Genomic DNA, 16948 nt, shown 5'->3' on the forward strand with positions numbered 1-16948 from the left:
GAATTTACGAATTGTGATCCAGGCAGACGAGTGGTCAAAGCGTGGGCATTTTCGAAAAACGGTTGTAACTCAAACAGATCAAATGTTAAAAATATTTTGCTATCAGGTTATCAAATTCAAACATCTTAACTTGTCACCCGCGTCGCTCTGTTTTTAACATCGCCTATGGAAAAAAATGGTCTGTTCAGTCAGCGCATACGCTTGCGCCATTTGCATACTTTTGTGGCCGTCGCTCAACAGGGAACGCTGGGGCGAGCGGCTGAAACCCTTAACCTCAGTCAGCCTGCACTATCCAAAACGCTGAACGAACTGGAACAGCTTACCGGAACCCGCCTGTTCGATCGCGGCCGTCTGGGGGCTCAGCTTACGCTCGTGGGCGAACAGTTCCTGACGCATGCCGTTAAAGTTCTCGATGCCCTCAATACCGCCGGTCAGGCGTTAAACCGTAAAGAGGAGCCGGCCAGCGACATCGTGCGCGTGGGCGCGCTGCCAACGGCGGCGCTGGGCATACTGCCTGCGGCGATCGGCCAGTTCCACCGTCAGCAAAAGCACGCCACGCTTCAGGTCGCGACCATGAATAACACCATGCTGCTGGCGGGCCTGAAGTCAGGCGAGCTGGATCTGGGCATTGGGCGGATGTCCGATCCGGAACTGATGAGCGGCCTTAACTACGAACTGCTGTTCCTGGAATCGCTGAAGCTGGTGGTGCGTCCGAATCATCCCCTGTTGCAGGACACCGTGACCCTGAGCCGCGTGATGGAGTGGCCGGTGGTGGTCTCACCAAAAGGAACCGTTCCGCGTCAGAATGCGGAAGCGTTGCTGCAAATGCAGGGCTGCACGCTGCCTTCCGGGTGTATTGAAACGCTCTCGGCGTCGCTGTCGCGCCAGCTTACGGTGGACTATGACTACGTATGGTTTGTGCCGTCCGGCGCGGTGAAGGACGATCTACGACGCGGCGTGCTTACGGCGCTGCCGGTAACATCGCCCGGCGCGGGAGAACCGATTGGGATCCTGACGCGGGTAGATGCCCCGCTCTCTGAGGGCGCCCAAACGCTGTTAAGCGCCATTCGTAAATCAATGCCTCTCTGATCCTAAACGCAGAACCCGCCGCGAGGGCGGGTCTGTGTTACTCAGAACGTTTCCCAGTTATCACCTGAGACGGCCGCCGCCGGGGTTAAAGGCGCGGGTTTCGCTGCGGTTGCAGCGGCTGAAGTCCGTCCTGCGCGCGCCCCGTTGAGACGAAACGCGCCAACGGCTTCCGTCAGACGTGCGCCCTGCTCTTCCAGCGAGGCCGCCGCCGCAGAAGCTTCTTCCACCAGCGAGGCATTCTGCTGCGTCACCTTATCCATCTCGGAAATCGCCTGGCTTACCTGAACAATGCCGCGGCTCTGCTCATCGGACGCCGCGGCAATCTCCAGCATAATATCGGTGACGCGTTTAACCGCCTCGACGATCTCATTCATGGTATTGCCCGCCGCAACCACTTCCCCGGAACCCTGATCGATAAGCGACACCGATTCATTAATCAGGCTTTCAATCTCTTTCGCCGCATTCGCGCTGCGGCTTGCCAAGGTGCGAACTTCACTCGCCACGACCGCAAAGCCGCGTCCCTGTTCACCCGCACGCGCCGCCTCGACCGCCGCGTTGAGCGCCAGAATATTGGTCTGGAATGCGATACTGTTAATCACGGCGGTAATTTCAGAGATCTTCTTCGAGCTGGTGGAAATATTACCCATGGTTTTCACCACGCCGGAGACCATCTGCCCTCCACGGCTGGCCTTACCGGAGGCATCTTCTGCCAGTTTACTCGCATGATGCGCGTTATCGGCGTTCTGTTTCACCGTCGCGGTGAGCTGCTCCATGCTGGCCGCCGTCTGTTCAATCGCCGCCGCCTGCTGCTCGGTACGGGAAGAGAGATCGGTGTTACCCGCAGAAATCTCGCTGGTTCCCCGGTAGATCTCCTCCGCCCCTTGCCGCACGGTGCCTACGGTGGTCACCAGCGCGTGCTGCATCGTTTGCAGATCGCGCGTCAGGCGGCCAATTTCGCTGCGCCCGGTCGGTTCGTCCGGCATGGTCAAATCGCCTTTTGCGATATTTTCGATACGCGTAGCGGCTCGCTGGAGCGGGTTTATCACCGTGCGGCGCAGCACCACGAAGGTGATCACCGCCAGCGCCAGCGCCAGGCCAAACGCGCCGAACATAAACATCAGCCCCAGCCGGGTGCGGGTGTGAGCCTGCGCCGTCAGCGCGTTGGCGCGTTCGGTGCGGATTTTTATCGCCTTCAGCAGCACCGCGTTATAGGCATCGTCCAGCGGACGCGCGGTCTCATTTTCGTGGTTAATAATGGCTTCAAACATGCCGTTTTTGGCATATTTCAGCATCGGCTGCATACCGGCGATGTAGGCGTCATAGCGGGCTTTCAGATCACCGTCCAGCGCTTCATCAGCCGGGGTGCGAACGGTGCGCTTCATATAGGCGGCAAATCCATCCTGCGACTGCCTGATGCGGGTCTCAGCCTCAGCGATGTTTTGTTTCATCGCCTCCATCTCCGCGATACGGCTCGCCGCCCCCGCGTGGATCATGTTGATACGGGCGGTGCGTAAATGGTTGGAACTGTTTGACAGCCCGGTGCGTACCTGGATTTCTGCCGTGACATCCTGCTGATCGTTATCGGCCTGGAGCAGGAAATAGCCTGCCAGACCCGAGCTCAACGCAAACAGGAGAATAATGCCACCGAGAATGGAGGAAAACAGCGGAACCAGCCGGATGTGATGCAAGAAACTCAGCTTATGCTGCGCCTGCATCGATGTTGTGTTGTCCATGACCGTCGACTCTCTTATAGGTAAGATGCGTAAAAACACGCCTGTAAAAGAGTCATCGGCACGGCGGGGAATTAGATTACGTCTAAAAGCGCCAGACAGGTCACACTTTAGAGAAGATCAGGGAAGAAATGCCAGCGGAAAAAACCGCTGGCAGAATAATCAGTTGTCGCCGAAATGGATAACGGTACGAATAGATTTTCCTTCGTGCATCAGATCGAAGGCTTCGTTGATCTGCTCCAGCGGCAGGCGGTGCGTAATGAACGGGTCAAGCTGAATTTTACCGACCATCGCATCTTCAACCATGCCCGGCAGTTGAGTACGGCCTTTCACGCCGCCAAATGCCGACCCACGCCATACGCGCCCTGTCACCAGCTGGAAGGGACGGGTTTTGATCTCCTGACCCGCGCCGGCCACACCGATAATAATGCTCTCCCCCCAGCCTTTGTGGCAGCACTCAAGCGCTGAGCGCATCACATCGACGTTGCCAATACATTCGAAGCTGAAGTCCACGCCGCCGTCGGTCAGCTCAACGATCACCTCCTGAACCGGTTTGTCGTAGTCTTTCGGGTTGATGAAATCGGTCGCGCCCATCTCACCTGCGAGCTTAAATTTTTCCGGGTTGGTATCCACAGCAATGATACGGCCAGCTTTCGCCTGTACCGCGCCCTGGATGACCGCCAGACCGATCCCGCCCAGACCGAACACCGCCACGGTGTCACCCTCTTTCACTTTCGCCGTGTTATGCACCGCGCCGATGCCGGTGGTGACACCGCAGCCGAGCAGACAGACTTTGTCCAGCGGGGCCTGCGGATTCACTTTCGCCAGGGAGATCTCGGCGCACACCGTGTATTCGCTGAAGGTGCTGGTCCCCATGTAGTGATAAATGGGCTCGCCGTTATAGGAGAAACGGGTGGTGCCGTCCGGCATAAGACCTTTGCCCTGCGTGGCGCGCACGGCCTGACAGAGGTTAGTTTTGCCGGATTTGCAGAACTTACACTCGCCGCACTCTGCGGTGTAGAGCGGGATCACATGGTCGCCGGGCTTCAGGCTGGTGACGCCTTCACCCACTTCCACCACCACACCGCCCCCTTCGTGGCCGAGCACCGCCGGGAATACGCCTTCCGGATCGTCACCGGACAGGGTAAACGCATCGGTATGGCAGACGCCGGTGTGGGTAATTTTGATCAGCACTTCGCCTTTCTTCGGCGGAGCAACATCAATTTCAACGATTTTCAGCGGCTGGCCTGGGCCGAACGCGACAGCTGCGCGAGATTTCATGATGTCTTTCCCTTGTTGTGAGGTATGTGGGTTTATTTTAGATAAGAGCGCAGTAAATGGCCGACTTCCGCCATCCGCACTGCCCGCTGATCCGGGGTGGTCTCCCCCGTCACCAGCTCATCTTTGAGGTGAATTTCGACCATTTCCCCCATCAGGCCATTGGCAGCGCCGCGCACGGCGGCAATTTGCTGCAATATGGCGAGACAGGGATCGCCCGATTCCAGGGCGCGTTCAAGGGCATCAACCTGGCCCCGAATGCGGCGGACACGGGTCAGAATACGTTTTTTATCTTCGGGTGAATGCGGCATACGCCCTCCTGATACTATAGGGGGGTATTGTATCTGTTCATGCGATTTTATGTAAACATGAAGTTTAGTGTGGGTTTTAAGTAGAGCCGTAGGTAATGTGAAAAATCAGCGAGTTAATATTAGTGACTCGCTGATATATCAGAAGTGGGTAATCAGGTGCGTCAGGAGCGAAAAGTAGGTATTGCTATAAAAAGCAGAATTTTTAGAAATCATGCTTCATAACATTTTTTCCACGTTGTCTAACCAGTCGGGAAGATGTTCTCTGTACCAGTTGAGATACAAGGGAAATGCATTCTTTTGCCGCATATGAAGCAGGACAATCACTTCCGTGACAATCCAGGCTTTGACAATAGCAATTTCTCTGGCCAGCTCCCTGATATTTTGATGGGAGGATAGCTGGCAATAGCGTCCTGCAAGGTCTATAAATTCTTGTTTTGTCCCCATTCCCCTTATGAGGGGAGCCAGGTCAATAGCAGGACTCCCTTTGCCAAACCTTTCCCAGTCAAAAAGAACTAAATTACCGCTTTCTCTTCTTCCCCAGTTGCCTGCATTGCTGTCGCCTGAAACCAGGCTTTGGCAGGCGAATAACGCATTACTATTCTGCTGAAATCGTCGAAGCTGCCGGGCATTTTTTTCAGGTAATGCCAAAAGCATGAGAGCGTTTTCAAGCGCTGTTTCTGTCCACGTATGCGTATGATAGAGCCATTCAGAATTTGCCGGATAGCGATGCAGGCGCCCCAGCATAGCTATGGCATAATCGTTTGCCACCGCGGTCTGATCAACCTTATAAGGAATATACTCCAGTCTTAACTGGCGTAAGGTGGCATCAGCAGACAAAAGCGTTGGCGTAGCAATCCCTGCCTGATTAAGCTCTGTTGCCGCGTAGAGATAAAAGGCCCACTCAACATCGCTGACAGGCCACTTTTCTATAACTATATGATTGCAATCACTGGTATTCAGCACCACTTTGGCAGAGCCCATTTTGGATAAATCCATTGCAGCCATGCACTGCCCCTTAAAAATTAACGTGTTGGTTGTTCTTGTTATTGAGTGTAATGCAAGTGTGATACAGATGAAGCCATACAACGTCATTCTTTCTTAAATATCCTACTTTAAAAGACTTGTGCAATCACACTAACCCCCACTAAAGAACGTAGGTATCATAAGAATACGAAAAAGAATAGACTAATACTGTTGGATATATTTATCTTTGATAACATTTAGCCTGTATTAAACAAAATAAGTCGGGTGCAGCATGTTCGGACAGAAAACATTGTTGAAACTGGTCCTGTTCCGGTTTATCCAAAAGAATTTCTATACACTCTGATAAATATTACTATTACAATTGGGTTTTACATATTGAATTCGGTTCACAACGCTTCATCATTAAGGAATGACTAAGTATGAAAAGAATTGTTCTCGCCTCTTTGGTTTTATCTTTTTCGTTAACAGCTATCGCTAATCAATTAAGCATTGATGACCAAATTAATAATGCTTGTGCTAAGGCCTTAAGCGGTGACAAAGAACCTTTGGGTAACTTCCCACCAGATAGTTTTGCTGCAACAGTCAGTCCGAAAGTTAAAGAAGCTTACAACGAAGTTTTAAAATCTCGATCTTCTATTGTAAACGACATGAGTTTACAGAATGCAACCAGTTGCGCCAACCTGGTTAGAGATAAACTGAAATCAAAAGGTGAGTACACAGAAGAAAAATAATTCCCAGGGTGGAGAAACAGCATTTTTTGTGGAACTGAACGCTTTCTCAATCAGAGTACGTTCTTAAGAAAACATCGACAAGATAGTTCCGCAGCTGTGTTTTCCACCTCTCGCTGGTCCCTCAATACCCTGACATCCCGTTGCCTGATGGCACCCTCCGCAATGACAGCGCCCGCTTAAACAGCACAGACGTTGTTGACGATATTTACGCTTTCGTCTCGTCGTGACCAACCCTATTTAGCTCGAAATGTTAAAAATCCACACTTATATGGCACAATGTGAACAGAAATAACATTCTCGTCACCTAACATACTCGCTACAAACAAAATGGTGGTGTTAATGATTGTACTAAAGAGCTTTTTATTCTTCGTTGGCGCGGCGGCCGCTTGCGCACTTATTGTACTTTGTCTTTGGGTTGATATGCGGTTTGTCGGCCATGATATTCCGGAATTATCACTGACCGAAATTATGCAGGAAACGGTATTAGCGACTATTGTCTTTCTCCATTTTCGTCTGGCGAAAATGTACGAATCCATGCGTTACTGTAATATTCTGGTGGGCGGATTTTTCCTGACAATGCTAATTCGTGAACTGGACGCGCTTTTTGATCTCATTTCTCATGGGAGTTGGGTGTGGTTCGCGCTGATTACCGCTCTGCTGGCGTTAATTCGCCCCGTTATGCATTTTCGCGCTACCCTGGAACAGCTGGCAAAATATACCCAATCCCCCTGGTACGGTATTCTGTTGAGCGGCCTGCTGGCTGTACTGGTCTTCTCCCGCCTCTTTGGGATGCAGGTGCTGTGGCACGCCATCCTGGAGCATGGCTATATGCGTGTCGTGAAAAACGCCGTGGAGGAAGGTTCGGAATCGTTCGGCTATATGCTGTGCCTGGCTGCATCCCTTGGCTATTACGTTACCTTTCCCGCTCACGCACGACAAAAATAATCTCTTCGTGCTGCGTAGAGAGAGGCGGCGAAGGAAATATTGATCAACGACATCCTTAGGACGTTAGGGTAGTCATGTAAGAAAGACATATCCTAAAAAGGGGCAATCAGGCGTCGATTTCAGCGAAATCTCTCTCACGCCTGAAATCAGCGTCTATCCTTAGACTATCAACAAAAGGAGGCTGGAATGTCTGATTTCGACACTGATAAAAATGCACAATACGCTGGCGATAAAGCCAAAAACAAACTTGATGAATTATCCGGCTCTGCGCAGCAGCAGTTTGGTGAATTCGTTGACTCCCCTAAACACCAGGTGAAAGGTGCAGCGAAAAAATATGCTGCCCAGGCCAGTGATGCCGTCTCGGATGTTACTGAAGCCGTCAGAAATAACCCGTTAACGGGCTTAATCGCTGCGGGTGCGGTAGGTATCGTTCTGGGACTTCTGCTGGGACGTAAATAATTTCAGGCCCTCCGGGGCCTTTTCTTTTCCCCCTCTTTCCTTCTCTCCCCCCTAATTTTGATAGTTCTCCTGTTAAAAGCCCGATCCATACGAAAAAGTTGTACAATTTTGATGTACAGATTTGACCATATAGTATAAATTCGATGCCAGTGATGTTACAAAATTGTTTGTTAACGGTGGAAAATTATGCGTCGCAACCATGCTCCCTCTACAGCAGAAAGCGCTATCACATTGTATTTTAACAAGGATAACGTCCCAACACAGCAGGAAACCCTTGGTGCCATCGTCAGTGAGATCATCAAAGAAAATGTACAACTGAGCAGAATGACAATTTGTACAAAGCTGTTGCGCAGAATTGAAGAATCAACGTCTGACGTTGAGAAAGCGCACTACAACGGTTTGATAGCCCTTTTCTTCGAGCGTTAACCTGAACACTGTTTTTTAACTTACTAAGTTAGTCATGCTGAGTGAGAATAGAGTTCCTGAATGCGATGACTAACCCCATGCTACAGCCTGCCGCGTGTAGCAGAGTGAGATTGAAGCTATGCATAGAACTAAATTTGAACGACTTAAGGATGACCTTATCGGTGAGGCCGTATTATCCATACTGAAAGAGAACGGACCTATTACCTTTGTGTCTCTTGCTAATCGTCTGCGGGCGATGGCTAACGTTGAATCAAATGATGAACGTAAAAATGCATTGATTGCCGCTGAAGATGAAGTGCGCCAGCGTGTAACCGGCGTCTCGCACGACCGGGGAAGAGTGATGGGCGATTATGACATTGGTCGCATGCGATCTCTCTTTACTCACAACACGCTTCTTACCCCAGACAAGAAACACTAATTTTAACCGAAACGGTGACCACCATGAGTAAAGCGATTATGCAGCAGACGTATAATTTTGAAGCCCTGCACGATAAAGGACTGGCGGAACATTTTCTTAATGCAGGAAAACATCTCAGTGGTGAGGTTGAAGTGTTGGGCTCGGCAATACGCTGTATTATGCTGACCGGTGACAATCTCTCTAATAAAGAGATTATCCTGCAACTGATTCACGCCCTCGAAATTACCGAGGAGCCCGAAGCCTGCGATGTCATTCGAAATACGCTTGAAATTGTTGTCGGTTTTACGCGCGATGATATCTGATAACAAATTATTGCGCTGGTGAGTGACTGTTTTTGCTGGTGGTCGACGAGTTAAGTCTGTCGTACCACCAGCACAGTGAACCCATTAACTAAATAGCCGTACCATTCGATCCAGCTCTTCTTCTTTAACCGCCCGGGAAAGATAATAACCCTGGAAGCGTTTAACCCCTAACGCGGCAAGTTTTTCAAATTTTTCTTCGCTATCGACGCCTTCCGCAACGCATTCCCTTCCCGTCATATCGCTGTATATCTGTATCGCTTTAATAATGCTATAGTCATTGTCGTTAGCAACAAAGTGCTCAACTATATCGCGGTCAAGCTTCAGTCCATCAACGTTAATCTGTCGGATAGGTAACATAGCGTGATCTCTGGAAAAGCAATCATCCAGAAACAGCCGACACCCCTCGGCGCGTAAACGCTGGAGAGTGACAGGAATATTTGGGTCCTTTGTTACATCAATCGTTTCCGCTAATTCAAAGACAAGTTTCCCGGCCCACTGCGGCTTCAGTAACATCTCAACGGCTTTTTTCGCCATTCCCGGCAGCGCGTTCCCGGTAGCCAGCGGAGGCGGGATATTCACCGAGAAATAATATTTCCCATTGTACCTGTTGATACCTGATACGGCCGCGTGGATGACTAACGCCGTCAACTTGAGCCAGATTTCGCTATTTTTTACCCAATCCAGAAATTGGGCTGCCTTCAGAACCTGACCGTTTTTATGCCAGCGCAGCAGAATTTCGAAGCCTACTCCTTTTTTATCACCATCGGTAATAATTTGGTAAGCCGCAAAGATCTCCCGCTTATGTAACGCCTGCAAAATATCTATTTCCGCATCCGAAAATCCCTGCGCTTTATTTTTTACTGTACAGACTTCATCCCTGAAGACACGTGCATCGCTAAACCACACCCTAATAAGATATAATTTACCCAACCCCACTTTTCGATGGGTATAAATGGTTTTATCTGACAACCCTAACCTCGCAGACTGCTCTTTTATCGAAATACCCCGATAAAAATTCAGCAATACGGTTAATTCGCGTTTTGTTAAACCATGCAGGCTTTCCTTACCTTCTTTCTCAGGTCCTTCACGCAATAAACGTGACGAATCGGCATGCACGTCATAAATGTTGTCTGCACAGTCCATTACGTCTGAAATATTCGCTATCCTGATCATCGATAACGATTTGGTATTATTAACGAGACTTCTCAACGTGGCATAAAGCCATCTCTCTGGTATTGCGCCATACAGCGTCACGCTACAAATAACCGGCAGTGCATTCAGCACCGATACCAACCGCTTCAGGCTTTCAAGAAAGGCAGCGACGTCGCGACCAGGAAAAACAGAAATCTCAGGGTGTTGATTTTGCATCATTTTTTGAACATCACCTGAGCAAACTTCATCCTCTTCAAAATGGAGCCGCGTGGCGTTTACGCCACGAGACTTGAGAAGCAGGCTATAACCCTCGAAGGTGAAACCGCAGGCTGAAATAACAAACCGTTGCTTGTAGCACGTACCTTGTATAAAAGGTAAATTTTGAGACATAACCTGCTCCTGAGAATGCCAATAGTATTCTCACCTGTAATTAAAACCAATATTCCCTGTCGCGTTGAATAATTTTATCGCACCCTGCCTGGTTAAGAAACCGTTATCAATGTTATACACATGAACATCTTTGCGTTAATCAACCGACTCATCCATATGCAGCATAAATATTACTTTCTTTTCATATAACGACAGTAAATATGCACTTCTCAAGGTATAATGAAAATTCCGAAAAAGAAGACCGGACACTTCATCTTATCGGCTCAGACAAAAAGAGAAAATGCTATGGATAATCACATCTCATCCAGGGCTTTGCTACATCGAAGGGATGTCATTAAAAACAACCCGCGATTTGGTGAAGCTATAACAGAACACTACAGAATTAATGATGCCATTTATAAAAAACAACCCTTGTTCTACAAAACGATGCTTCAGGAATCACGCTTCAACATAATACTGTCCATGTGTTTTTTTGTTTTTGGCAATCAGGCTGAGTCAGTTTCAGAGATTAAGGCGCTATGCACCCGCTATAATATCGCCAGCCCTAACAGCGTTATCGCGATCATCACCATACTTAAAACCACCGGGCGAATTAAGACCTGGCGCTGTACTGAAGATCGCCGAAAAACAAAAATCGCGCCGACGGAAAAAGGACTCGATGAGCTTAAACGCTATATGTCCGGGGCGTTTACGCCTGTCAGCATTCTTTATCCGGCATTCAACATTAATGTTAATCTTCTGGACAATGACATTCTGAGGCACAACTTTTTCCGACGCGCCGCAGAGTACCTTTTCCGCGGATTAACATTCAGGAAAGTGCTTCCGGAGGTGGGTTTATTTATTGATAAGGATGGTGGCCGAATGATTATGCTCTATCTCTACTTGCAGGCCATTAAAAACAAAACAGCACACGGTGCCATAATAGCGTATTCAGCCAGCACACTGGCAAAAGAATTTTTCGTCTCGCGTATTCACGTCAACCGCATTATCAAATCGGCGCAGGAGGCAGGTTATCTTAAAGATCGCGGCGATGGCCGGATGTCAATTTACCCGGCCTTTATCGAGCTGGTCGAAAATTATGCCGGATTATATTTTGCCTATGTTACACATTACATCAACGTGGTGCCAAAAGAACGACGCCATGCTGTCAACATGACGTCTACACTCTGATCTTACGGGCGTTCGGTTTGCTGAACGCCTTTTTTATCGCTCGCGCAGCGCCTCTTTCGCCTTATTCAACGGTTTCAGCAGATAATCAATGACGGATTTACTGCCGGTTTTGATATCAACCGTGGCTATCATGCCCGGGAACACCGGAAATTCCTTGCCCTGCCTGTTGGTCAGATGGTTACTGTCAGTACGAATATAAACGCGATAATAATAAACATCCCGTTTCACCTCGTCCTGAAGGGTATCCGGGGAGATCATCGTCACCTCCCCTTCCAGCCCGCCGTAGATCGAGTAGTCATAGGCGGTGATTTTCACCAGCGCTTTTGCCCGGGATGGATAAACGCGACATCGCGCGGCGAGATTTTCGCTTCTATCACCATCTGGTCATCAAGCGGTACCAGGCTCATCAGTTTGCCGTTCGGCGGGATCACCCCGCCCACCGTCGTCACGTCAATGTCCTTCACGATGCCACGCACCGGCGCATTAAACGTTAAGCGGGTGAGTGAATCTTCGCGCCCTTTCATGACCGAACGCTGCGCTTCCATTTCCGCGTTCGCTTTCGCCAGTTCTTCGCGGGCGCGAACGTAGTACTGGTTTTTCATCTCGGTGATTTTGCTCTCCAGCTCATTTTTTTGACGTTCAAGGCGTAAGACTTCGACCTTACTGGCCGCCCCCTGCGTCACCAGCGGGCGCGTTAATGCCAGTTCACGCTGCACGAGATCCGCTCCCTGGCGTAAACCCGCCAGCCCTTTTTCAAGGCTTTCGCGACGTGACTGATAAAGCGCCGTTTCCTGTTTAACCAGCTCAACGTCGTCATCCAGCTCTGCCGGGAAGACCAGCGCGGTGTCGTTCACCTCGGCATTCAGACGCGCGGCCGTCGCCATCGCAGCGTTTAATCGAGACTCGCTCTCCAGCACGCTGGACTCGGTTTTCGTCCGGTCCAGCTGGGCAAGCTGTTGACCACGCTCGACGATATCGCCTTCGCGTACCATCAGACTGTGGATTATCCCCCCTTCCAGGGACTGGATCACCTGCTCGTGGGAGGACGGGATCACCTTGCCGCTGCCCGTCGTGACCTCATCCAGCTGGAACAGGCTGGCCCAGGTAATAAACACCATCAGCAGGGCAAACAGCGACCATGCCACCAGCGACGATCGCGGCAGGCGGGGCTCCTTCAGCCGGCTGTTAAAGCGGGAGAAATCATTCATGCCACGCCCTCCGTTTTCAGTTTAACCGTGCGCTGCGGCGCCTGCTGTGGGGCCATTCCGTGCTGGCGTAAAATGGCATCACGAGGGCCATCCATCACCACTTTGCCGTTTTCCAGGACGATGATGCGGTCAACCAGGTCCAGAATCGGCAGGCGATGCGTCGCCACCACCAGCGTCCGGCGCTTACCGAGCCACTGGTGCAGATGCTGGATAAACTGCTTCTCGCTGACCTCATCCAGCCAGGCGGTGGGTTCATCCAGCAGCAGAATATTCGGCGAGGTGATCAGCGCGCGCGCCAGCAGCAGCGCCTGACGTTGCCCGCCGGAAAGCCCCGTTCCGCCCTCGTTGATGATGGTGTTCAGCCCCATTTTCTGCTTGCGCACAAACTCCAGCGCGCCGCTGTTGACCAGCGCCTGATGGATTTCCTCGTCTGTCGCCAGCGGATTACCCATCAGGATGTTGTCGCGTACGGAGCCGAAGAACAGCCGCGCCTGCTGACTGAGCAGCTGCATGTCGCGGCGCACGTCGGCCGGGTCAAGATGATTAAGAGCAATATCGTCCAGCAAAATGCTGCCCTGCTGCGGCTCCTGCATTCCCGCCAGCAGATGCAGCAAGGTGCTTTTCCCCGAACCATTCCGCCCGAGCACCGCCACGCGCTCCCCGGCGCGAATGCGCAGTTTGCTGATATTCAGCACGGTGAGCTTCTCTTCTTCGTCGTAATAAAACCCGACGTCGTCCAGCCGGTAATCACCGCGCAGGTGGGCTTTATGCACTTTTTTGCCGTGCTGGGGATCGTCAATCGGGCGCTGCATCAGGTCATCCAGCCCCTTGCGGGCCACCTTTGCCGACTGCCAGCGGGAGAGCACGCCGGAAATCTGCGACAGCGGCGCAATGGTCCGGGACGCCAGAATCGAGGTGCCCACCAGCGCACCGGTGGTCATGTCGCCGCTGATGACCAGATAACACCCCACCAGCAGCACCACGGCGTAGACGATAGACTGCACCTCCTGGGTCCAGGTCAGCAGCAGCCCCGTCAGCCAGCGCTGCTTCATGCCGACGCTCGCGGCAACGTCATTGGTGTTATTCCACTGGTTCTGAAACCGCTGCTCGGCGCGCATCAGCTTGATGTCCTCAAGCCCCTGCACCGCTTCCACCAGCGTGGCGTTACGAATCGCCGATTCACGCATCCCTTCGCTGGAGAGTTTTCCCAGCGGGCGCTGCACCAGCAGGCCGGGAATGAGCAGCAGCGGTACGGCCAGCAGCACCACCAGCACCAGCGGGCCGCCAATCATCCACAGAATGAAGACGAACAGCAGGAAGAACGGCAGATCGGAGATAGCGGCAATGGTGGTGGAGGTGATCAGCTCCCGCACCGACTCCAGCTCGCGGATCTGGGCGATAAACGACCCGGTCGATTTCGATCGCGCGCCGTTTTTAATCCTCAGGGCGTGGGCAAACACGCGCTCGGAAATACGCAGGTCGGCGCGTTTCCCTACCACGTCCGAAATATGCACCCGCAGCATGCGCATGATGAATTCAAACACGATGGCGATCATAACACCGCCAAACAGCACCCACAGCGTGGCCTCCGACTGGGACGGCACCACCCTGTCATACACCTGCATGGAAAAGACCATGCCGGAGAGCGCCAGCACGTTGGCGACCAGCGCCACCAGCATAATGTCGCTGTAACGACGCCAGTCTTTCAGCGCCAGCTGCCAGAACCAGTTTTTCTCATAGGGTTTGATGTAATCATCCACGCGCGCATCCGGCGTGGACTCCAGGGGACGCAGCACCATCAGCCCCTTTAACCGCGTACCGAGCTCGTCGCGCGTCAGCGTTGTCTCCAGCCCCCCGTCGCCGCTAAACTGCACGCTGACGTTCCCGTCGTTGTCCATACGGTTGATGACCGCAATTTGCCCGCCGGTAAACTCCGCCAGCAGCGGTAAGCGCCAGGGATCGAGCGATACGGCTTCCGCCGCCACCCAACGCATCCCCAGCCCAAGCTGGCGCGCCATCTCCTCCAGCACCAGCTGGCGTGGCGACTGGCTTTCATGGTTAATCGTGACCCGAACATGCTCCGCCGAAAAATCCAGCCGATAGTATTTCGCGATGATGAGCATGCCCTGCAACCAGGGTTCGTACTGTGGATGTGTCTTCATAATCTCCGGGTTAACGCAATTCGTTAAAGAAACGCCAAAAGGCCGCGAGGATCCCTCCCCGCGGCGGTGTTTTACGCAATTAACAATTGATGATTCGCCAGCAGCGTCGCCAGATCCGTCTGCACCCCGTTCAGCGTCACCAGCGTGGTGGGCGAGAACTGACCGCCGGTGCCGTCCAGGTCAACCTGGATCTCGGTGTTGCTGCCGTTCTGCACCACGCGGATATAGTCGGCGATGTTGCCTGCGCTGCTGTCCAGCGTCGCCACGCCGTTGACGTAGCTCGCCGAGCCGGTGCCGGTATAGCCGCTGTCGGAAAGCAGGTCGCGCAGATCGATACGGTCCGTATCCGCCGTCCCTTCCCAGGTGCCGACGGTAAAGCCGTTCACCACATCGCTGCCGTTGCCGCCCGTCGCGTCAGACGCGTTGATCAGCTTATAGAGCAACGTATCGTGACCGCCGCTGCCGATGTTGAAGGTGTCGTTTCCGCCCCGGCCTTCAAACTGGTTATCACCGCTGTTGCCGGTGATCACGTCGTCGTAGTCGGAGCCGTTGATGCCTTCAATATTCAACAACCGTGTGGTACCGAAACCGGTGTCCTGCGCCGTTGAGAGGCGCAAATCAACGGTTATCCCAGAGGTGGCATTACGGTAATCCACCACGTCCATGCCGCCGGTATTGCTCCAGGTGTCGTAGTCGGAATGGGTATTCCAGCCGCCGGAGCCGTTATAGGTATAGGTCCCATCCTCTGCGATAAAGGTGTCGTTATACCCGGTACCGGTAAGGGTTCCGCTGTGGCCGCCAGTGGCCGCTTCAGCGGTGAGAACATAACCCTCTTTGCCGTTGCCCGCGTCCAGGCCGGTCCAGGTGACGTTATCCGACACGCCGTTGGTGATCTTCACGATCTCCGCCGAGTAGGTTTCGTTCGGATCCAGCCCGTAGAAACTCACCAGCGCAGAGGTATCGTTCGAGCCAATGCCGGACTGGGCGTTGATGATCTGCGAGGCCACCAGTACGCCCGCAGCGTTATACAGATTGACCGTGTTGCCGTAGTAGGCGTTGATGCCCTCGCTATCGACAATGTGCAGATGCATCGCGGTACCGTCAGCGATCTCCGCATTGTTCTGCACCAGCACCACCTTGCCGTTCTGCTGAGACACCAGAAGATCCTGCGCACCGTCCCAGTTGTAGTCCACCGCGGCCACACCGGTAACGTTCGCCAGGCCGGAAGCCAGCTGGCTTGAGGTCCAGGTTGAGCCGTAGCCGTTGTTGGTGAACAGGGTCGCCGTCTGTGAGCTGCCGTAGGTGCTGAGCTTGATGATGTCCATCTGCCCGTCACCGTTCCAGTCTACCGCCACCGACAGATAGCCCGCCGAGGCGTTAGAGGCTTCTACCGCGCTCTTGGTCGTAGAAAGCTGTCCTGCACCGTTGTTGTAGTAAATCACCCCGCCGGTGTTGTTGTAACTGCTGCCCAGGTACAGATCCATGTAGCCATCGCCGTTGAAGTCCGCCCACGTCATGGAGGCCGCCGTGGTGGTATTCGCCGCGTTGGCCACAAACACGTTGGTCAGGTTCTGGCCAATGGAAAGCGTACCGTTCCCGTTGTTGGTAATCACGGTGAGCGAGTACGCCCCGCTGCGGTTGGTGTGCTGCACGATGTCCACGGTACCGTCGTTGTTCAGGTCGACGCCGGAGATTTCACGCCCGGAATCGAACTGGCCGTAGAATCCACCTTCCCCGCCGGTGCCGTCCGGCGACAGAACGCCGTTGGTGTTCACCAGGTAGGTCAGGGAGTCCATACCGGCATCGCCGTACGCCAGATCAAGATAGCCATCGCCGGTTTTGTCGTAGGCAATTACGCCGCCGTACCAGATGGTGGTCCCCATCGCCAGCTGGCTGGCGGTGTAGCTGCTGCCATCGTAGGTCCACATCACCTGCGTAGAGCCCGCGTAGGTGTTCTCAGTTGCGAAAATATCCTGGGTGCCGTTACGGTCAAAGTCAGCTGCCGTCTGGCTCACCACGTAGTAGCTACGGGTGTTAGTTAACGTATTCCCGGCATAGGTTGAATCATCGCTGCTGGAATAAGACTGTCCGTTAGCAATGATATTCCACAGCCCGCTGCTGTTTATGCCGAGAGTCATGGTTGAGTTGTTGCTGTTCCCCGCCGTGGTCGCCCAGTCGGTATTCACCGAGGTG

At 52.6% G+C, this 16948-nt stretch carries 15 protein-coding genes and 1 pseudogene; 8 read left to right on the forward strand and 8 right to left on the reverse strand.

What is annotated here, in order from left to right; all coding sequences use genetic code 11:
* Positions 1–165: 165 nt before the first annotated feature.
* A complete protein-coding gene (locus tag RHN82_RS21680) occupies positions 166–1089 on the forward strand; it encodes a LysR substrate-binding domain-containing protein (RefSeq protein WP_003857247.1) in 924 nt (307 codons plus the stop codon).
* Positions 1090–1130: 41 nt separating this feature from the next.
* Here the strand turns inward: RHN82_RS21680 and RHN82_RS21685 are convergent, their stop codons facing one another.
* From RHN82_RS21685 to RHN82_RS21700, 4 genes are all read right to left on the reverse strand, one after another.
* Positions 1131–2822, reverse strand: a complete 1692-nt coding sequence (locus RHN82_RS21685; RefSeq protein WP_047050885.1) for a methyl-accepting chemotaxis protein — start codon at positions 2820–2822, stop codon at positions 1131–1133.
* Between the two features lie 159 nt (positions 2823–2981).
* Positions 2982–4100, reverse strand: a complete 1119-nt coding sequence (locus RHN82_RS21690) for an S-(hydroxymethyl)glutathione dehydrogenase/class III alcohol dehydrogenase (protein WP_003857251.1) — start codon at positions 4098–4100, stop codon at positions 2982–2984.
* Positions 4101–4132: 32 nt separating this feature from the next.
* Positions 4133–4408, reverse strand: coding sequence for a metal/formaldehyde-sensitive transcriptional repressor (locus RHN82_RS21695; RefSeq protein WP_003857256.1), 276 nt, complete (start codon positions 4406–4408; stop codon positions 4133–4135).
* Positions 4409–4624: 216 nt separating this feature from the next.
* Positions 4625–5413 carry a phosphotransferase family protein gene (locus tag RHN82_RS21700; protein WP_047050882.1) on the reverse strand — a complete coding sequence of 263 codons (789 nt, stop codon included), beginning with the start codon at positions 5411–5413 and terminating at the stop codon, positions 4625–4627.
* Positions 5414–5811: 398 nt separating this feature from the next.
* Between RHN82_RS21700 and RHN82_RS21705 the strand changes: the two genes are divergently transcribed.
* From RHN82_RS21705 to RHN82_RS21730, 6 genes are all read left to right on the forward strand, one after another.
* On the forward strand, positions 5812–6123 hold the full coding sequence (locus RHN82_RS21705) for a hypothetical protein (RefSeq protein ID WP_047050881.1): 312 nt from the start codon (positions 5812–5814) through the stop codon (positions 6121–6123).
* A gap of 339 nt (positions 6124–6462) precedes the next feature.
* A complete protein-coding gene (locus RHN82_RS21710; RefSeq protein ID WP_032648260.1) occupies positions 6463–7068 on the forward strand; it encodes a hypothetical protein in 606 nt (201 codons plus the stop codon).
* Positions 7069–7254: 186 nt separating this feature from the next.
* Positions 7255–7527 carry a YqjD family protein gene (locus RHN82_RS21715; protein ID WP_003857263.1) on the forward strand — a complete coding sequence of 91 codons (273 nt, stop codon included), beginning with the start codon at positions 7255–7257 and terminating at the stop codon, positions 7525–7527.
* A 186-nt stretch (positions 7528–7713) separates the two neighbouring features.
* On the forward strand, positions 7714–7953 hold the full coding sequence (gene ycgZ, locus RHN82_RS21720; protein WP_003857265.1) for a regulatory protein YcgZ: 240 nt from the start codon (positions 7714–7716) through the stop codon (positions 7951–7953).
* A gap of 118 nt (positions 7954–8071) precedes the next feature.
* On the forward strand, positions 8072–8371 hold the full coding sequence (locus tag RHN82_RS21725; RefSeq protein WP_023296588.1) for a hypothetical protein: 300 nt from the start codon (positions 8072–8074) through the stop codon (positions 8369–8371).
* A gap of 23 nt (positions 8372–8394) precedes the next feature.
* Positions 8395–8673 carry a biofilm development regulator YmgB/AriR family protein gene (locus RHN82_RS21730; protein WP_044596271.1) on the forward strand — a complete coding sequence of 93 codons (279 nt, stop codon included), beginning with the start codon at positions 8395–8397 and terminating at the stop codon, positions 8671–8673.
* An 84-nt stretch (positions 8674–8757) separates the two neighbouring features.
* Here the strand turns inward: RHN82_RS21730 and RHN82_RS21735 are convergent, their stop codons facing one another.
* Positions 8758–10215 (reverse strand): EAL domain-containing protein, encoded by a 1458-nt coding sequence (locus RHN82_RS21735; protein ID WP_047050878.1) that lies wholly within the window; start codon positions 10213–10215, stop codon positions 8758–8760.
* 285 nt (positions 10216–10500) lie between these two features.
* On the opposite strand from RHN82_RS21735, the gene RHN82_RS21740 reads away from it, so the two are divergent.
* Positions 10501–11385 (forward strand): hypothetical protein, encoded by an 885-nt coding sequence (locus RHN82_RS21740; RefSeq protein WP_047050984.1) that lies wholly within the window; start codon positions 10501–10503, stop codon positions 11383–11385.
* Between the two features lie 33 nt (positions 11386–11418).
* Here the strand turns inward: RHN82_RS21740 and RHN82_RS21745 are convergent.
* The 3 genes and pseudogenes from RHN82_RS21745 to RHN82_RS24595 all read right to left on the reverse strand — a co-directional run bounded on the left by RHN82_RS21745 (position 11419) and on the right by RHN82_RS24595 (position 16893).
* Positions 11419–12593, reverse strand: a pseudogene (locus tag RHN82_RS21745) (HlyD family type I secretion periplasmic adaptor subunit).
* Positions 12590–14755, reverse strand: a complete 2166-nt coding sequence (locus tag RHN82_RS21750; protein ID WP_032648253.1) for a type I secretion system permease/ATPase — start codon at positions 14753–14755, stop codon at positions 12590–12592. Before RHN82_RS21750 ends, RHN82_RS21745 begins: the two are co-directional and overlap by 4 nt.
* Before the next feature lie 71 nt (positions 14756–14826).
* Positions 14827–16893, reverse strand: coding sequence for an FG-GAP-like repeat-containing protein (locus tag RHN82_RS24595; RefSeq protein ID WP_407098622.1), 2067 nt, complete (start codon positions 16891–16893; stop codon positions 14827–14829).
* Positions 16894–16948 lie beyond the last annotated feature (55 nt).

It is taken from the genome of Enterobacter cloacae complex sp. EB5 (assembly GCF_031432835.1).
GTDB classification, from domain to species: domain Bacteria; phylum Pseudomonadota; class Gammaproteobacteria; order Enterobacterales; family Enterobacteriaceae; genus Enterobacter; species Enterobacter hormaechei_C.